Raw genomic sequence first — 17,025 nt, 5'->3', positions numbered from 1 at the left:
CACAGGCGTCACCGTCGCCTCGGGTCCGGACGCGGGTCACCGCGCGCGACGACGGCGGCGCCGGCGCGCGGATCGGCGCCGACGACCACGGCCAGGTCGCCCGACTCGTCGGTGCGCCGGACGAGGGCGCCACTGCCGGCGAGCAGGCCCATCACGCCCGGGTTCGGGTGGCCGTAGGTGTTGCCTCGCCCCACGCTGACCAGCGCCAACGAGGCCCGTGCCGCGGTGAGGAAGGTCGGCAGCGACGACCGCGAACCGTGGTGCGGCACCTTCAGGATCTCCGCGTGCAGGTCGCCGGCCGTCCCGAGCAGTGACGACTGGGCCGATCTCTCCGCGTCGCCGGGGAGGAGCACGCGCCCGACGGGAGTGTGCGCCCGCAGCACCACCGACGTGTCGTTGACCGCGCTCCCGTCCTCGCCGTCGACGTGGGCCACGGTGCGGACGGGCCCGAGCACCTCGAGCACCAGGCCGGGCCAGCGCAGGACGGTGCCGCGACCGAGCCCGACCAGGGGCGCGCGGGCGGTTGCGGTCCGTCGGACGACCTGCGCCAGGGTGTCGGCGGGCTCGCGCGCCGGCCCGAGCGCGACACCACCCACCGCCCGGCCGGCCAGCGCCCCGGCGAGGCCGCCGACGTGGTCGGCGTGCAGGTGCGTCAGCACCACGAGGGCCAGCGACCGGACCCCGAGGCGGGCGAGGCAGCCGTCGATCGCGCCCGCGTCGGGGCCGACGTCGACGAGGACCGCCCGGCCCGGCTCACCGGTGGCCAGCACCAGGGCGTCGCCCTGACCGACGTCGCACGCCACCAGCGACCACCGCGCGGGCGGCCACCCCGGCGGCACGACCCGGGTGGGCACGAGCACCAGCAGCGCGCCGACGAGCACGGCCGCCACCACCACGCGGAGCCGGCGCCACCGCAGCGCCGCCCCGACGAGCACCACCACACCGGCGAGGGCGAGGGCGCCCGGCACCCCGCCCGGCCACGTCACCGTGGCGCCCTGGACGGCCGCGCACCGCCGGGCCACCCACACCAGCCACGACACCCCCGGCCCCGCAAGCCACACCAGCGCCTCGGCACCCCCGGCCCACCACGGCGCGACTGCGGCGGCGAGGACGCCGAGCACCGTGACCGGCGCGATCACGGGCGCGGCGAGCAGGTTGGCGACGACCGCGACGAGGCTGACCTCACAGGACAGGCCCGCGATCACCGGCGCGGTGACGACGTGCGCGGCCACGGGTACCGCGAGCGCCTCCGCGATCCCGGGCGGCACCCCGCGGGCCCGCCACCGCGCGACCATCCCCGGTGCGAGCAGCACGAGCGCCCCGGTGGCGAGCACCGACAGGGCGAACCCGGGATCGGTGGCGAGCCCGGGGTCGACGAGCAGCAGGACGATCACGGCCGCGCACAGCGCCGGCACCACCGAGCGACGCCGACCCACCGCGAGCGCGAGCACCGTGACCCCGCCCATCACCGCCGCCCGCAGGACACTCGGGGACGGCCGGGCGAGGACGACGAAGCCGGCGAGCGCCAGGGCCGCCAGCACCGCCACGGTGCGCGGACCGGCCCGGGCGAGGCGCGCGAGCAGCAGCACCGCACCGCAGATGATCGCGACGTTCGTGCCCGACACGGCCGTGAGGTGGGTCAGGCCTGCGGTGCGGAAGTCGTCGGCGAGCCCCGGCGAGACGCCCGACGTGTCGCCGACCACGAGGCCCGGGAGCAGGCCCGCCGGGTCCTCGGCGAGCACGGCGCGGGCGGCGTCGCGGAGCCCGCCCCGCAGGTCGCCCGCGACCCGCTGGACCAGCGGCACCGGCCCGACCTCCCCGGGCGGACCGCGGACCTGCAGGACCGCGACGGTGAGGTCCGCGCGGTCGGGCGGACCGAGCCGGCCGCGGGCGGCGACGACCTGGCCCGGCAGCAGCCCCGCCCAGTCCTCGGCGGGCGCGAGGAGCACGACCCCGCCGCCCGCGCGCCACGGGACGCCCGCCCCGACCTGCCCGCCGAGCAGCTCGCCCCGCACCACCACCCGGCCGGGGCCCGGCACCGTCGACCGGACCGGGCGCGGGTCGGCGGTCACCACGACGTCGAGCCGCGCGGACACCCCGTTGCCCGTGGCCGGGCGCAGCGGGTGGCTCGCGACGGCGAAGGCGCCGAGCCCGGCCACCAGCCCGACCGCCGCCGCGCACCCGCCGGTCGCGATGGCCACCGCGCGCACCCCCGACCGGGACCCCGTGCCCGCGGGCCGTCGCGCGGCGATCACCGAGGCCGTCGCGCCGGCGAGGACCAGCAGCGCCGCAGCGCCCCACCCCGCGGTCAGCGCGGCGATCGCGACGCCCCAGGACGCGAGCGCCGCGGGCACCAGGCGCAGGTCGGGCGGCGGCGGCAGCTCCGGCTCACCGGGCGCCGGCGGGGGCCGCCCGGTGCTCACACCGAGACCAGGTCGCGGAGGGTCGCGAACCGGGCGTCGCCGATGCCGCTGACCTCCTGCAGCTGCTCGACCGCCGCGAACCGTCCGTTCTGCGTCCGCCACTCGAGGATCCGCTGGGCGGTGACCGGCCCGACGCCGGGCAGCTGGTCGAGCTGCTCGAGGGTCGCGGTGTTGAGGTCCACCCGTCCGCCCGGGGCGCCGCCCGCTCCCCCCGACCCGCCGGCCGACCCCGGCGCAGCCCCGCCCGCGGCGGCCCCCGCCGGCGGCGTCACCGGTGTCGGCACCCCGACGACCACCTGCTCGCCGTCGGTGACGCGCGCGGCGAGGTTGAGCCCGGTGAGGTCGGCGTCGGGCGTCGCCCCGCCGGCGGCGTCCACGGCGTCGCCCACCCGGCTGCCGGGGGCGAGCCGCACCAGACCGGGGCGGGCGACGCGTCCGGACACCGAGACCACGAGCGGCCCGGTGTCGGCAGGCGCCGCCACGGGCAGCACCGGGCCCGCCGGTGGAGCCCCCGCGACCAGGGGCAGCGACGGCACCGGCTCCGGCACCGGGCGCTCCGCCCACACGCCCACGGCCGCGACCACCGCCGCCACGGCCGCGACCGCGGCGAGGGCGAGCGCACCGGTCCGGCCCGGGTCCCAGCGCGCGCCGGCCCAGGAGGCGGGCAGCCACCGCGCCACCCACCGCTGCGCCCGTCGGCCGCGCTCCGGTGGGTCCCACGCGCTGCCGACGCGCGCCGACGGCGGGTCGTCGTCCTCGTCGTCCCACCAGTCGGGCTCGGGGTCGGCGGCGGGCCGGGAGCCGCCGACCGGCACCCGGAGCCGCGCGGCCGGTGTCCCCGGCGGCGCGCCCGGCCAACCGACCCGCACGGGCCCGTCGTCGCCGGGGCCGCCGGGATCGTCGGGCTCGCCGACCTCGACGTCCTCCGGCCCGCCCCATCCCGCCGCCGCCACCGAGGAGGGGCGCTCACGGGTCCCCTCGAGGGAGCGGAGCCGGGTGCGGGCGCCGCCGGTGGCGGGCGCGGACGGGTAGCGCATGCCCGGGACGCTAGGAACGCGCCGACCATCCGGGACAGCACGCGGGAGCCGCCTGGGGACAACGGGACGGGATGGGGACGGACGCCGGTCACGGCGGGCGCGCTCCACACCCGCCCGGCCCACGGCGCTGGACACTTCGAACGATGGGCCCCTCGGACCGGGCGCCCTCGAGCACGGAGCTCAGCCCCGGTCGGCCAGCGCCTTCTCCACCGTGCGGCCCACCGCGTCCCCCACCGCCGCGTGCGCCGCCCAGCCCCAGTGGATGCCGTCGGGGTTGCCGCGGCCGCGCAGGACGTGGTCGGCCACCAGGGGCGCCGGGTCGACGAGGGCGACACCGCGCCGGGACGCCCACGCGGTGAGCGCGGCGACGTGCCGCTCCCGGCCCGCGTGCACGCCGCCGTAGGCGGGCGCCCGGTGCACCGCGGGCAGCATCCCGACGACGGGCAGGCCCGGGATCAGCGTCGTCACGGCGACGCGCAGGCGTTCGAGGTGCCGGACGGTCTCCCCGGGCGGCAGCGCCACCGGCCCGGCGGCACCGAGCAGGCGGGCCGCCCGCGGCGTCAGCCAGCCGTGCGCGTCGCGGACCGCCCGCCGCAGCGGGGCCGGACGCAGCGCCGGGATCGTCTCGCGCAGCGCCGTCGGCACCGGCGACGGCAGCGTGTCCATGCCGCCGACGCCGAGGACCACCGCGTCCGCGTGCCGCAGCGACGCCCAGATCCGCGGGTCGCCGACCATCGCGCGCCACGCGTGCCGCGCGGTCCATCCGAGGCCGGCGTGCAGCTCGGCCCGGCCGCCCACCACCGACGCGGCGACGTGCGGCCACAGCCGGGGCTCGTCGGCCGGCTCGGCCCGGTCGGGTCCGTGGAACGCCAGCGAGTCGGCGATCACCACGAGCACCCGGCCGGAGCTCACGTCGCCGCCAGGCCCCAGGCCCGCAGTCGCCACCGGTCGAACCGCTGCTCCAGCACGGCCCACGCGCAGTTGTGCAGCGGCTGCAACGAGTGCCACGCCGACACCGGCCAGCCGAGCGTCGAGGCCGTCAGCGCGCTGATGGTGCCGCCGTGCGCGACGACCATGGCGGTCTGGCGCTCGTCGGTGTCGGCCAGCTCGTCGACCAGCCCGGCCAGCACCGGGAGGGCGCGCTCGGCCACCTCGACCCGGGACTCCCCGCCGGGCGGCGCCCACTGCGGGTCGCTGCCCCACGACGCGAGCCCGCCGGGCCAGCCGTCCTCGACCTCGCCGCCGGTCAGGCCCTCCCAGTCGCCCAGCGACGTCTCGCGCAGGCGCCCGTCGGGACGCGGGACGAGACCCGCCTCCTTGGCGATCGCGTCGGCCGTGCGCCAGGCCCGGACCTGGTCGGACGCCACGAGCAGCACCGGCTCGTAGGTCGCGAGCACCGGCGCCGCGGCGAGGGCCTGCGCGCGGCCGGTGTCGTCGAGGTCCGGGTCGAGACGACCCTGCATCCTGCTCTCGGCGTTCCAGGTGGTCCGACCGTGCCGGACCAGGACCAGCCGGTGCAGGCTCACTCGCCGGCGGCGGTCTGGTCGCGGGGCGGGCCGTACACCTCGTCCGGCAACGGCACCGTCGGGCAGTCCTTCCAGAGCCTCTCGAGGCCGTAGAACTCGCGCTCGTCGCCGTGGAACACGTGGACGACGACGTCGCCGAAGTCGAGGAGCACCCAGCGGGCCTCCTGCGTGCCCTCGCGGCGCACGGGCTTGGCGTCGAGCGCGCGCAGCTTCTCCTCGACGTTGTCGACCACGGCCTGCACCTGGCGCTCGTTGGGCGCCGACGCGATGACGAAGCAGTCGGTGAGGGGCAGCCGCTCGGACACGTCGATGGCGACGACGTCCTGGGCGAGCTTGTCGGCAGCGGCGAGTGCGGCGGTCTCGGTCAGACGGCGCGCGCGGTCGGTGGCGGGCACGAAACCCTTCGAGGTCGTGGAGCGGGGCGACCCGATCCTACTCGACGCCGTCCGCAGGCTCGTCGCCGTCGCGAGCCCGCACCCCGGCGGGGCTCACCGCATACTGGGGCGATGACGGATTTCGGGGACGGGCTGGCCCAGGGAGCCGATCTCGTGGCCGCCGCCGAGGACGCCGTCGCCCAGGCCACCGCTCCGCTGGGAGGCCGGCGGCCCGACCTGCTCGCCGTCTTCGTCTGCCACCCCGATCCCGACGAGATCGGGCGCGCCGGGGCCCGGGCGATGGAGGTGGCGGGCGCGCGCGTCGCCGTCGGCTGCAGCGCGGGCGGCGTGATCGGCGACGGCCGGGGCGTCGAGGCGCGGCCCGCGGTCGCCGTCTGGGCCGCCGCGCTGCCGGACGCGACGCTGACCCCGTTCCGCCTCGACGCGAGCCGCACCGAGACCGGCCTCGTCGTCGGCGGCATGCCGAAGAACGCCGGCGCCGACGAGGTCGGCCTCCTGCTCGCCGACCCGTACACCTTCCCCATCCAGGGCTTCGTCGAGCAGTCGGCCGACGTCCTGGGCGGCCTGCCTCTCGTGGGCGGCCTCGCCTCCGGCCCGGGGGGCCCGGGCGGCACGCGCCTGTTCCTCGACGGCGTCGTGCACGAGCGCGGCGTCGTCGGTGTGACGATCGGCGGTGGCGTGCGGGTGCGCACGCTGGTCAGCCAGGGCTGCCGGCCGATCGGGCCGACGATGACGGTCACCGCCGCCGAAGGTCCGCACCTGCAGGGACTCGCGGGCACGCCGGCCTACACGAAGCTCGAGGAGATCGTCCGCGGCCTCGACGAGGCGGATCAGCAGATGGTCGCCCGGGGTCTGCACCTCGGCATCGCGATGAACGAGTACGCCGACGACCACCGCCAGGGCGACTTCCTCATCCGCGGCGTGGTCGGCGCCGATCCGGAGCAGGGCACCATCACCGTCGGCGACGTCGTCGAGGTGGGCCGCACCGTGCGGTTCCAGGTGCGCGACGCGGCGAGCGCCGATGCCGATCTCGACTGGCTCATGACCCGCTTCCGCGGCGAGGGCGGGACGGCCGGCGCGCTGCTGTTCTCGTGCAACGGGCGGGGACGGGCGATGTTCCCGGACGCCGACCACGACGTCGACGCGGTGCGCCGCGGCCTGTCCCCCGAAGGCGTCGCCGGGTTCTTCGCCGCCGGCGAGATCGGGCCCGTCGCCTCCCGCAACCACCTCCACGCGTTCACCGCGTCGGTGCTCGCCTTCGGGGACTGACGGCGCGGAACCGGGGGCCGCTGCGAGTCCGCGACGGGGCTCTCCTACCGTTGTCGGGCCCGCCAACCACCCGCCCGGAGGACCACGAGCGCCCGATGAGCCTCGCGTACCCGCAGGCCGAGCCCCTCCCGGAGGACGTCGTGTCCCTCCTGAGGGGCCCGAACCGCTGCGTGGTCGCGACGGTCATGCCCGACGGCTCCCCGGAGACCACGGAGACCTGGGTGGACACCGACGGCACCCACATCGTGATCAATTCGGTGGAGGGCTTCCAGAAGGTCGCCAACGTGCGGCGCGACCCGCGCATCTCCGTCGCGGTGGCCGACGCGGGACGCCCGCAGCGCTACGTCACGCTGCGCGGCCGGGTCGTCGAGGTGACGCCCCAGGGCGCGGCCGAGCACATCGAGGCGCTGTCGCGTCGCTACCTGGGCGGTCCGTACCACTGGAACGACGGCCCGGGGCACGCGCGCCGGATCCTGCGCATCGCGCCCACGGCCGTCCACCGCCCGGGCTGATCCCGCCTCAGCGGTGCACCGCGGTGCCCTCGCTGCCGCCACTGCGGGCGAGCCACCTGGCGAAGCAGTCGTCGGCGCCGAAGCCCTGGCGGTCGCACCAGGAGTTGGCCCCGCCGGCCGAGGACGACGGCATCGCGAGCACCGTGACCCAGTAGTCGTCGCTGCCGAAGACCGGCCAGTCGCCCGACCACAGCAGCCGCGCCCCCGGATGGCGGGCCCGGAGCTGCTCGTGCTCGGCGAGGATCGCCGCCGTGTCGTAGGTGCGTCCCGAGGCGACGGTGCCCGGCCGCTTGGACGACAGCTGCGGGACCCAGGCGTTCTCGACGGCCGCCGTTGCGGCCGCGTCGGACCGGGCGAGGCGCTGCAGCTCGGCCGTCGGGTCGACGGGCGCGCTCGCGACCGGCGAGGACGTCGCGCCGGACCCGGGAGCCGCCTCCCCTGAGGCCGCGAAGGGCGACCCGGCCGAGAGCCCGACGAGCTCCGGGCGCACGAGCCCCACGCCGAGTCCGACGAGCAGCACGACGAGCAGCACGACGAGCACCGCCACCGCCGCGACCATCCGGCCGCTCGGCCCCCGGCGCCGCAGCGGCGGGCCCATCGAGGGTTCTGGCGGCCAGGGCCCCCACACCACGGGCGGCGCCGGCCGGGGCGGGAGGGCCGGGAGCGCCGCCTGCGGGAGGGTGCGCGGGCCCTCGGCGCCCATGCGGGCGAAGCTCCCGGGGGCGTCGGCCCACTCCCGGCGCACCTCGGCCGGCAGCGCGATCCCCGTCCGGGGCGTGATCGGGTCCCGCGTCGGGCGCGTGATCGCTCCGGGTGCTCCGTCGAGCCCGCTCCGAGGGCCCGCAGGAGCAGTCGGAGCGATCATGCTCCGCCGGGCCGTGACGATCGTGAGTGCGTGCCGGGTGCCGGAGGCCTCCTCGGCGACCTCCTCCGTCGGCGTCACCGGCTCCGACGCCGCCCGCGGCTGCGGCACGGCGACCTCCGGCGGCAGGGTCAGCGGCCCGGTCGGGGGGTCGACGGCGGCGCCCGCGGGCGCCTCGTCCTCGGGCTGACGGTGGCGGCTCACGACGACGTCGAGGTGAGCGTGCAGGCGGGGACCTGGCTGTCGGTCCATGTCGTGGGAGACGCCGCGTCGTCGGCCGTGAAGGTGATCGAGGTCTGATCGCCAGGAGGCGTCAGGATCAACTGCGAGCCGGAGCGGGTGTACGAGCCCGCGGTCGCCGTCCTGCTGCTCACGGAATAGCCGCCGCTCCCGTCGAAGACGAGCGGCCCCGGACCGAGATCGCACGCCGGGCTCTGCTGCCACGCCCCCGTGAGTCCGGAGGTGGTCCCGGACGTCGTCGACGGCGTCGTGGTCGAGGTCGAGGTTCCGGGGCTCGTGGACGTCGTCGGGTCGGTCGGGCCCGGCGTGACGCCGCCGCTCGGAACCGACCGGCTCCCCGTCTCCGCCGTGCTCTCCCCACCCGCCGACCCGACATCGACCGAGCCTCGGCCCTCCGCACCACCGGCCTCCTGCTGCGCCTCGTCCCCGAAGGCCTCCTGGACGTCCCGGTTCTCCCGATCCCGCTCGCCGTCCGTACCCCGCGGACGGTCGTGGCCGCGTCCGGTGTGGACGTCGATGATCGTGTAGTTGTCCGTCACGGTCGTCGTCTGGTGGTTGATGATCGTGACCGAGTCCGAGGTGAACGAGGACCAGCGCGGGCCGACGTAGGCGACGGTGGTGAACGACTGCGGAGCCGTCAGCGGGTTGCCGCAGAAGCAGCGGGTGACGGGGTTGCCGTACGGGTCGACGAGCACGGCGGTGCCGGCCTGGAGCACCGCGGGCCACGACGTGACGCTGCCGTCGCTCCAGCCGTGGTTGGTGACGTAGGTGTCGGAGCGCAGCACCACCGAGGTCAGCCCGTCGACGTAGCTCGAGATGGTCGACGACGACCCGTCGCGCAGGCCGAGGACCGAGGCCCAGCCGGCGGCGCGGTCGGGGTGTGAGCTCAGGTAACGGGTGAGCTGGGACCGGTCGCACGACGAGTCGTCGCCGCTGCCGCCGTAGAGGCCCGGGGTCGTGCCGGAGTGCCGTCCGCCGGTGTTCGCGACGGGCCGGACGGCGGGGACGTCGGTGCCGACGCTGTCCATGAACGGGTTGGTGCCCGCGGTGGCCACCGGCTCGAGGGCGACCTCGGCCGGCGCGCTCAACTCGCGGGCGACGATCACCCCGCCGAGGGCCGCCACGAGCAGCCCGAGGACGACGATCACGGCGATCGTCCCGCGGGAGGGGCCCCGGGCCGGCGGCGCCTGCGGGACGACGGGTTGCGGCGGCACCAGCACCGAGATCACTCTCCCCCGAGCGGCCGGGCCCCGACCGGGCTCCGACGTTCGACCGGATCTCGGAGATCGGACACGGCGCGTTAGTCGATGCGCACCACCGTCACTCGTTCGTACGGAATCGGCACCGGACGGCGCAGCCGATGGCTACTCGGAGGACACGAGCTCCGTCGGTCCGAGCGCCGCACCGTCACCTCGCCGGCGGTACAACCCGCGCTTGGCGATGTACTGCACGACGCCGTCGGGCACGAGGTACCAGACCGGTTCGCCGGCGGCGACACGATCGCGGCAGGCCGTCGACGAGATCGCCATGGCCGGCACCTCGAGCAGGCTCACCGAGCCGCTCGGGAGGTGGCCGTCGTCGAGGTCGAACCCGGGTCGGGTGACGCCGACGAAGTGCGCGAGGCGGAACATCTCCTCGGCGCGGTGCCACGACAGGATCTGCTCGAGCGCGTCGGCGCCGGTGATGAAGAAGAGCTCGTCGTCGGGGAAGATCCTCGCGAGGTCCTGGAGGGTGTCGACGGTGTAGGTCGGCCCGTCGCGGTCGACGTCGACGCGGCTCACCGTGAACCGCGGGTTCGACGCGGTGGCGATGACGGTCATGAGGTAGCGGTCCTCGCCGGCGCTGACCGACTCGCTCTCCTTGCGGTAGGGCTGCCCGGTCGGGACGAACACGACCTCGTCGAGCGCGAACCGGACCTGGGCCTCGCTGGCCGCCACGAGGTGCCCGTGGTGCACGGGGTCGAAGGTGCCGCCCATGACCCCGATCCGGCGCTGTCCCACCCGGTCAGCCTAGTGATCTCGACTAGACCGGCAGGAGCCCGGAGACGACCCCGGCGAGCTGGGCGGCCGTCCGGCACTCGTGCATCGGCACGACCTGGCCGTAACGGCGGGCCGCGGAGTCACCGGTCCCCCACTGCGCCTGCGGCTCGGGGTTGAGCCAGTGCACGTGACGGGACCGCTCGGCGAGGTCACCCAGGACCGCGAGGTTCGGGTCGCGGTAGTTGGTGCGGCCGTCGCCCAGCAGCAGCAGCGACGTGCGCGGGCCGACCACGTCCGGCCAGCCCTCGCGGAAGCGCCCGAGCGCCGAGCCGTAGTCGCTGTGCCCGTCGAAGGCGATGAGGCCCGGGCGCGCGGTGATCTCGGCCATCACGCCGCCGAGGTCCGACCCCGGCCCGAACAGGTCGGTGACCTCCACGCACCCGTCGACGAAGCAGAAGATCCGGACACGGGAGAACTGCTCGCGCAGGGCCTGGACCAGCATCATCGTGAAGTGGCTGAACCCCGCCACCGACCCCGAGACGTCGCAGAACAGCACCAGCTCGGGACGCCCCGGACGCGGGCGCCGGTACGCCGGGCGCATCGGCACCCCGCCGGTGGACATCGAGCGGCGCAGGGTCCGGCGCAGGTCGATCGGTCCGCGGCGGGCCCGCCGGCGCCGGGCGGCGAGCCGCGATGCGAGGTGCCGGGCGAGCGGGGCGACGCGGCGGCGCAGGTCGGCGAGCTGCTCGGAGTTGGCGGTCAGGAAGTCGACGCGGTCGCCCTGCTTCGGCACGCCGGTGCGCGCGGCCGCCTCGCGCCCGCGGACCTCCGCGCCCCGCCGGCGGGCCTCGTCGGTGACCATGCGTCGGAACGAGGCGATCCGGTCCCGCACCTCGCGGCGCGAGACCTCCTCGGCGAACGGGCTGTCCCACGCTGCGTCGGCCCCGCCGCGCAGATCGGCCAGCACGCGCGCCAGCAGCGTCTCGGGCCGGACCGCGTTGAGCGCCTGGTACGCCGACCACGTCGACGGCTGTCCCCCGCTACCTCGGCCCCCTCCGCCCTGGCCGCGGTCGCCTGCCCCGCCCTGGCCCTGACCACCCTGGCCCTTCCCGACCGCGCCCAGCCCGTCGACGATCGCGCGCGCCAGCTCGGCCATCGCCGCCGTGTCGCCGTCACGCAGCAGCCCGGCGAGCAGGTCGCGCAGCGCCTCGACGTCGACCGACCCGTCCTCGGTGTAGGGCAGCGCGACCTCGCCGAGCGCCGCGCCCTGCCCGAGCGGGAACCACAGGTCGAAGAGCGCGTCGAACACCGCCCGCTGCCCCGAGCGACGCAGCATCGCCGCCGCGAGGCCCTCGCGCAGCTGTTCGCGGCGCAGCAGGTCCAGCTCGGAGATCACCGCCGCCGCGTCGACCGACTCCCCCGGCCCGACCGCGATCCCGGCGCGGCGCAGCGCCCCGACGAAGTCCACCAGGTGGGCGGGCAGGCCGCCGTGCACGACGGGAGAGGCCATCAGTTCAGCCCCATCAGTTGAGGCGCAGCTCGGCGACGGCGCGCTCGGTGTCGGACTGGTGCTTGAGGACGACGCCCAGCGTCGCGCGCACCGTGGCGTCGTCGACGGTGTCGAGCCCGAGGGCCAGCAGCGTGCGCCCCCAGTCGATCGTCTCGGACACCGACGGCGCCTTGCGGAGCGCGATGCCGCGCAGCACCCCGACGATGCGGACGAGCTCCTCGGCGAGCGCCTCGGGCAGCTGCGGCACGCGGGTCAGCACGATGCGCCGCTCGAGCTCGGCGTCGGGGAAGTCGAGGTGCAGGTAGAGGCAACGGCGCTTGAGGGCCTCGGAGAGCTCGCGGGTGGCGTTCGAGGTCAGCAGGGTGAACGGGCGCTGCGCGGCCACCACGGTGCCGAGCTCGGGGACGGTCACCTGGAAGTCGCCGAGCACCTCGAGCAGCAGCCCCTCGACCTCGACGTCGGCCTTGTCGGTCTCGTCGACGAGCAGGACGGTCGGGTCGGTGCGCCGGATCGCGGTGAGCAGGGGGCGCGGGAGCAGGAACTCCTCGGAGAAGACGTCGTCGCGGGTGTCGTCCCACGCCTCGCCCTGGCTGGCGGTGATCCGCAGCAGCTGCTTGGCGTGGTTCCACTCGTAGAGGGCGCGGGCCTCGTCGATCCCCTCGTAGCACTGGAGACGCACCAGTCCGCTGCCCGTCGCCTCGGCCACGGCGCGCGCCAGCTCCGTCTTGCCCACGCCCGCCGGGCCCTCGACGAGCAGCGGCTTGCCCAGGCGGTCGGCGAGGAAGACGGTGGTCGCGACGGCGGTGGAGGCGATGTAGCCGACGTCGGCGAGCCGGGTGGCGACGTCGTCGACGGAGTCGAACAACGCCTTCTGGTCGACCGGCTCGGTGCTCACGCCCCGGCATCCTGCCCGGTGATCGGGCGCTTGTCCCGGCGTGGTGACGCGTTGGCCATCGTCGTCGTGGACGGGACCCACGGTCGCCCGGCGTGGGTATCCTCGTCGTCCGAACCGTCCCGTTCCCCGCGCGGCGCCCCCGTCCCGGCCCGCGAGGGCAGCCACGGGCGACGGCCGGTCGGTCATCGACGACGCGCCCGGCAGCCCGAACCGTGCTGCTCCCCCGAGGAGGACCGGGCCCCATGGCCGACGTGACGACGACCCGCCCGCCGGTGTGGCGGGGCGTGCTCGACCGCATCGAGGCCGCCCGTCGTGGCGACTCGAGCGAGTCGCTGGCGGCCGTCTTCGTCCTGGCGGCGACCGTGATCGCGCTGGTCTGGGCCAACTCCCCCTGGGGCTGGACCTACGACGCGTTCTGGGACATCCAGCTCGCCATCACGGTCGGCGACGCGGGCATCGACCTCGACCTCCAGCACTGGGTCAACGACGGCCTGATGGCGCTGTTCTTCTTCGTCATCGGGCTCGAGGTCAAGCGCGAGTTCGCGATGGGCGAGCTGCGCGACCGGTCGAAGGCGGCGGTCCCGCTCGCAGCGGCCGTCGCGGGCCTCGTCCTGCCGGCGCTGCTCTACCTGCTGCTCAACCCGTCGGGGGCGGCGGCGTCCGCGTGGGGCGTCGTGATCTCCACCGACACCGCGTTCCTGCTCGGCGCGCTCGCCGTGGTCGGGCCCGCACGCGCGGAGCGCCTGCGGATCTTCCTGCTGACCCTCGCCGTCGCCGACGACGTCGGCGCGCTGGCCGTCATCGCCGTCGTCTACACCGACGAGCTGTCGCTCGTTCCGCTCGCCGTGGGTGTGCTCGGACTGCTCGCGATCTGGCAGCTGCGTCGCCTGCGGGTGTGGCGGGGCGGCGGCTACCTGATCGTCTCGCTCATCACCTGGGTGGCCTTCTACGAGTCCGGCGTGCACGCCACTCTTGCCGGGGTCCTCATCGCCCTGCTGCTGCCCGTCTACCCACCCAAGCGCGCACTGGTGGAACGTGCCGCCGCGCTCACGAGGGCCTTCCGGCAGTCGCCGAACCCCGACTACGCCCGCTCCGCGCGGCTCGGTCTGGAGCGGGCGGTGTCGGTCAACGAACGGCTCATGCGGCTCTACCAGCCCTACACCGCGTTCATCATCGTGCCGGTGTTCGCCCTGGCCAACGCCGGCGTCCCCCTGACCGCGGAGACGCTTCGGGCGTCCCTGACCTCCCCGTTGACCTGGGGTGTCGTGCTCGGCCTCGTCCTCGGCAAGTTCGTGGGCATCACGGGGGCGACGGCCCTGTTCGCCCGGCTCCGGCCCGGCAGCCTCGCCCCCGGACTCCGGATCCCGCAGGTCGCCGGCGGCGCGGCGCTGTCGGGGATCGGGTTCACGATCTCGCTGTTCATCGTCGACCTCGCGCTGGACGACGAGCCCCTGCTCGCCGACGAGGCGCGCGTCGGCGTGCTGGCGGCGTCGGTGATCGCGCTCGTGCTGGGCGCCGGGGTCTTCCGCCTCGGCGCACGGCTCGGGCTCGAGCCCGAGGAGCCGTCGATGGAGCTGCTGCGTCCCGTGGACCCGCACCGCGACCACATCCGCGGCCCGGTCGGCGCGCCGTTGACGATCGTCGAGTACGGCGACTTCGAGTGCCCGTTCTGCAGCAAGGCCACCGGCAGTATCCGGCAGGTCCGGGCCCACTTCGGCGACGACGTGCGCTACGTGTTCCGGCACCTGCCGCTCGACGACCATCACCCCGACGCCCGCTCCGCCGCCGAGGTCTCCGAGGCCGCCGCGAAGCAGGGCCGGTTCTGGGACGTCCACGACGCCTTCTTCGCGCACAACGACGCCCTCGGGCGCGAGGACCTGCTGCGCTACTGCGCAGAGCTCGGCCTCGACGTCGACCGCATCGAGGAGGATCTCCGCGACGGCGACGCGCAGAACCGCGTGGCCGACGACGAGATCGACGCCCGGACCAGCGAGCTGCCCGGCACCCCGACCTTCTACCTCGGCGCGAACGGGTCGCCTCCGAGGCGTCACATCGGTCCCTACGACGCCGACACCCTGATCGCCGAGCTGACGCGTCTGCGCGAGGCGGCGTCCGACCCGGTGTGAGCCACGAGGCACCACCCGGCCTGTCGGACCCGTCGTCCACCATGGAGCCATGACCGTCGCGACCGAGTCCGATCTGCGCGCCGACGCCGAGGCCACGCTGCAGCGCCTGGCCGGGCCCGACGCCGCGCTGCGCGAGGACCAGTGGTCGGCGATCCACGCGCTGGTGGCCGAGGGGCGGCGGGCGCTGGTGGTGCAGCGCACCGGGTGGGGCAAGTCGGCGGTCTACTTCGTGGCCACCGCGCTGCTCCGGGCCCGCGGGAAGGGGCCGACGGTGATCGTCAGCCCGCTGCTCGCGCTCATGCGCAACCAGATCGAGGCGGCCAACCGCGCCGGCATCCACGCGGTCACGGTCAACTCCGCCAACACCGACGACTGGTCGCTGGTCTACGGCCAGGTCCAGTCCGGCGAGGTCGACGTCCTGCTCGTCAGCCCCGAGCGTCTGAACAACCCCGAGTTCCGCGACCAGGTGCTGCCCGAGCTCTCGCGCACCGCAGGGATGCTCGTCGTCGACGAGGCGCACTGCATCTCCGACTGGGGGCACGACTTCCGGCCCGACTACCGGCGGCTGCGCACGCTCATCTCCGAGCTGCCCGACGGCGTGCCCGTGCTGGCCACGACGGCCACGGCGAACGACCGCGTCACCACCGACGTGGCCGACCAGCTCGGCGTGTCGAGCAGCCATGACCACGCGCTGGTGCTGCGCGGCGAGCTCGACCGGGAGTCGCTGCGTCTCGGGGTGCTCCCACTGCCCAAGGGCGCCGACCGCTTCGCCTGGCTCGCCCAGCACCTCGACGACCTGCCGGGCTCGGGCATCGTCTACACGCTGACGGTCTCGGCCGCCGACGAGCTGGCCGCGTTCCTGCGCGAGCGCGGGCACCCCGTCGCCGCCTACACCGGCAAGACCGACCCGTCCGAGCGCGAGCGCGCCGAGGACGACCTGCTGGCCAACCGTGTCAAGGCGCTGGTGGCGACGTCGGCGCTGGGGATGGGCTTCGACAAGCCCGACCTCGGGTTCGTCGTCCACCTCGGGGCGCCGCAGTCCCCCGTCGCCTACTACCAGCAGATCGGCCGCGCCGGCCGTGGCGTCGAGCGCGCCGAGGTGCTGTTGCTCCCCGGCCCCGAGGACCGCGACATCTGGGCCTACTTCGCCTCGCTGGCGTTCCCCGCCGAGCCGCAGGTCAGGGTCGCGCTGAGCGTGCTCGGCGACGCCGGCCGCCCGATGTCCACCGCCGCCCTCGAGCCGCGCGTGGAGCTCTCCCGCGGGCGGCTGGAGATGATGCTCAAGGTCCTCGACACCGACGGCGCCGTCCGCCGGGTGAAGGGCGGCTGGGAGGCCACCGGGCAGGCGTGGGAGTACGACGGCGCCCGCTACACCGGCCTCGCGAAGGCCCGGCGCGCCGAGCAGCGGGCGATGCTCGACTACATCGCCACCGACGGCTGCCGCATGGAGTTCCTCCGCCGTCAGCTGGACGACCCGGGCGCGACGCCGTGCGGTCGTTGCGACAACTGCACCGGCCGGCACGCCGACCCGACGATCGGCGAGGACGTCCGCGTGCAGGCGCAGGCGACGCTCGACCGGCCGGGGGTCCCGCTGGCGCCGCGCAAGCAGTGGCCCAGCGGCATGGACGCCCTCGACGTCCCGCTCAAGGGCAAGATCAAGCCCGAGGAGGCGGCCGAGGACGGGCGCGCGATCGGGCGGCTCACCGACGTCGGGTGGGGCCCGCGCCTGCGGCCGCTGCTCCACGGCGACGACCTCGTGCCCGACGCGCTGGTCGACGCGGCCGTGGAGGTCCTCAAGGGCTGGGACTGGGCACAGCGGCCGGCCGGGATCGTCTGGCTCCCCAGCCGCGGGCGTCCGGCGCTCGTCGAGAGCTTCGCGCAGCGCATCGCCTCGATCGGCCGGCTGCCGCTGCTCGGCGCGCTGGCCGACAGCGCGCCCCCGCGCTACTTCGATCCCGAGGACGACAGCGAGCCCGAGCCGCCGAACTCCGCGCAGCGCCTGGCCGAGGTGTACGGACGGCTCTCCGTGCCCGCCGGCCTCGACCTCGGCGCGGGCCCCGTCCTGCTGATCGACGACGTCGCCGACTCGGGGTGGACGCTCACCGTCGCGGCGATGCTCCTGCGGCGGGCCGGAGCGCCCGGCGTGCTCCCGTTCGTGCTGGCCACCACCGGCTGAGCCTGTCGCTGCGGGCTTCGGGGAGGGGTCTGGCACCCTTTCCCGGGGACCCGCCCGCACCGCGCACGAGGGGGA

The 17,025-nt window shown here is 75.9% G+C and carries 14 protein-coding genes; 4 read left to right on the top strand and 10 right to left on the bottom strand.

What is annotated here, in order from left to right:
- Positions 1 to 8 precede the first annotated feature (8 nt).
- From PH189_RS05130 to rsfS, 5 genes are all read right to left on the bottom strand, one after another.
- On the bottom strand, positions 9 to 2,423 hold the full coding sequence (locus PH189_RS05130) for a ComEC/Rec2 family competence protein (protein WP_274187684.1): 2,415 nt from the start codon (positions 2,421 to 2,423) through the stop codon (positions 9 to 11).
- On the bottom strand, positions 2,420 to 3,460 hold the full coding sequence (locus tag PH189_RS05125) for a ComEA family DNA-binding protein (protein ID WP_274187683.1): 1,041 nt from the start codon (positions 3,458 to 3,460) through the stop codon (positions 2,420 to 2,422). Before PH189_RS05125 ends, PH189_RS05130 begins: the two co-directional genes overlap by 4 nt.
- Positions 3,461 to 3,640: 180 nt before the next feature.
- Positions 3,641 to 4,405, bottom strand: coding sequence for a diglucosylglycerate octanoyltransferase (octT, locus tag PH189_RS05120; protein ID WP_274187682.1), 765 nt, complete (start codon positions 4,403 to 4,405; stop codon positions 3,641 to 3,643).
- Positions 4,369 to 4,986, bottom strand: a complete 618-nt coding sequence (locus PH189_RS05115) for a histidine phosphatase family protein (RefSeq protein ID WP_274187681.1) — start codon at positions 4,984 to 4,986, stop codon at positions 4,369 to 4,371. Before PH189_RS05115 ends, octT begins: the two co-directional genes overlap by 37 nt.
- Positions 4,983 to 5,381, bottom strand: coding sequence for a ribosome silencing factor (rsfS, locus tag PH189_RS05110; RefSeq protein ID WP_274187680.1), 399 nt, complete (start codon positions 5,379 to 5,381; stop codon positions 4,983 to 4,985). Before rsfS ends, PH189_RS05115 begins: the two co-directional genes overlap by 4 nt.
- A 111-nt stretch (positions 5,382 to 5,492) precedes the next feature.
- Between rsfS and PH189_RS05105 the strand changes: the two genes are divergently transcribed.
- Positions 5,493 to 6,650, top strand: a complete 1,158-nt coding sequence (locus PH189_RS05105; protein WP_274187679.1) for an FIST signal transduction protein — start codon at positions 5,493 to 5,495, stop codon at positions 6,648 to 6,650.
- A 95-nt stretch (positions 6,651 to 6,745) separates the two neighbouring features.
- The gene (locus PH189_RS05100; protein WP_274187678.1) at positions 6,746 to 7,162 is read left to right on the top strand and encodes a TIGR03618 family F420-dependent PPOX class oxidoreductase; all 417 of its coding nucleotides are present in this window, start codon (positions 6,746 to 6,748) and stop codon (positions 7,160 to 7,162) included.
- Between the two features lie 7 nt (positions 7,163 to 7,169).
- Here the strand turns inward: PH189_RS05100 and PH189_RS05095 are convergent, their stop codons facing one another.
- The 5 genes from PH189_RS05095 to PH189_RS05075 form a co-directional block, all read right to left on the bottom strand.
- Complete coding sequence (locus PH189_RS05095) at positions 7,170 to 8,228, bottom strand: hypothetical protein (RefSeq protein WP_274187677.1); 1,059 nt, start codon at positions 8,226 to 8,228, stop codon at positions 7,170 to 7,172.
- Positions 8,225 to 9,484, bottom strand: a complete 1,260-nt coding sequence (locus tag PH189_RS05090) for an EGFR-like transmembrane domain-containing protein (RefSeq protein WP_274187676.1) — start codon at positions 9,482 to 9,484, stop codon at positions 8,225 to 8,227. The genes PH189_RS05095 and PH189_RS05090 overlap by 4 nt, the downstream gene beginning before the upstream one ends.
- A 144-nt stretch (positions 9,485 to 9,628) precedes the next feature.
- The gene (gene nadD, locus PH189_RS05085) at positions 9,629 to 10,264 is read right to left on the bottom strand and encodes a nicotinate-nucleotide adenylyltransferase (protein WP_274187675.1); all 636 of its coding nucleotides are present in this window, start codon (positions 10,262 to 10,264) and stop codon (positions 9,629 to 9,631) included.
- Between the two features lie 22 nt (positions 10,265 to 10,286).
- Positions 10,287 to 11,753 carry a vWA domain-containing protein gene (locus PH189_RS05080; RefSeq protein ID WP_274187674.1) on the bottom strand — a complete coding sequence of 489 codons (1,467 nt, stop codon included), beginning with the start codon at positions 11,751 to 11,753 and terminating at the stop codon, positions 10,287 to 10,289.
- A gap of 13 nt (positions 11,754 to 11,766) precedes the next feature.
- Positions 11,767 to 12,648, bottom strand: a complete 882-nt coding sequence (locus PH189_RS05075; RefSeq protein ID WP_274187673.1) for an AAA family ATPase — start codon at positions 12,646 to 12,648, stop codon at positions 11,767 to 11,769.
- 242 nt (positions 12,649 to 12,890) lie between these two features.
- Between PH189_RS05075 and nhaA the strand changes: the two genes are divergently transcribed.
- Together nhaA and PH189_RS05065 are read left to right on the top strand one after the other, a co-directional pair.
- Positions 12,891 to 14,774, top strand: a complete 1,884-nt coding sequence (gene nhaA / locus PH189_RS05070; protein ID WP_274187672.1) for a Na+/H+ antiporter NhaA — start codon at positions 12,891 to 12,893, stop codon at positions 14,772 to 14,774.
- A gap of 49 nt (positions 14,775 to 14,823) precedes the next feature.
- Positions 14,824 to 16,950, top strand: coding sequence for a RecQ family ATP-dependent DNA helicase (locus PH189_RS05065; RefSeq protein ID WP_274187671.1), 2,127 nt, complete (start codon positions 14,824 to 14,826; stop codon positions 16,948 to 16,950).
- Positions 16,951 to 17,025: the final 75 nt, after the last annotated feature.

It is taken from the genome of Actinomycetospora chibensis (assembly GCF_028737215.1).
Taxonomy (GTDB): domain Bacteria; phylum Actinomycetota; class Actinomycetes; order Mycobacteriales; family Pseudonocardiaceae; genus Actinomycetospora; species Actinomycetospora chibensis.
Note: the sequence above shows the minus strand (reverse complement) of the source record. Positions and strands in the feature narration are given on the sequence as shown.

What these genes read in the sequence shown, in the direction of transcription:
- PH189_RS05125 (WP_274187683.1), bottom strand. Translation starts at nt 3,460, where the DNA reads ATGCGCTACCCGTCCGCGCCCGCCACCGGCGGCGCCCGCACCCGGCTC.
- PH189_RS05105 (WP_274187679.1), top strand. Translation starts at nt 5,493, where the DNA reads ATGACGGATTTCGGGGACGGGCTGGCCCAGGGAGCCGATCTCGTGGCC.
- PH189_RS05100 (WP_274187678.1), top strand. Translation starts at nt 6,746, where the DNA reads ATGAGCCTCGCGTACCCGCAGGCCGAGCCCCTCCCGGAGGACGTCGTG.
- PH189_RS05080 (WP_274187674.1), bottom strand. Translation starts at nt 11,753, where the DNA reads ATGGCCTCTCCCGTCGTGCACGGCGGCCTGCCCGCCCACCTGGTGGAC.
- nhaA (WP_274187672.1), top strand. Translation starts at nt 12,891, where the DNA reads ATGGCCGACGTGACGACGACCCGCCCGCCGGTGTGGCGGGGCGTGCTC.
- PH189_RS05065 (WP_274187671.1), top strand. Translation starts at nt 14,824, where the DNA reads ATGACCGTCGCGACCGAGTCCGATCTGCGCGCCGACGCCGAGGCCACG.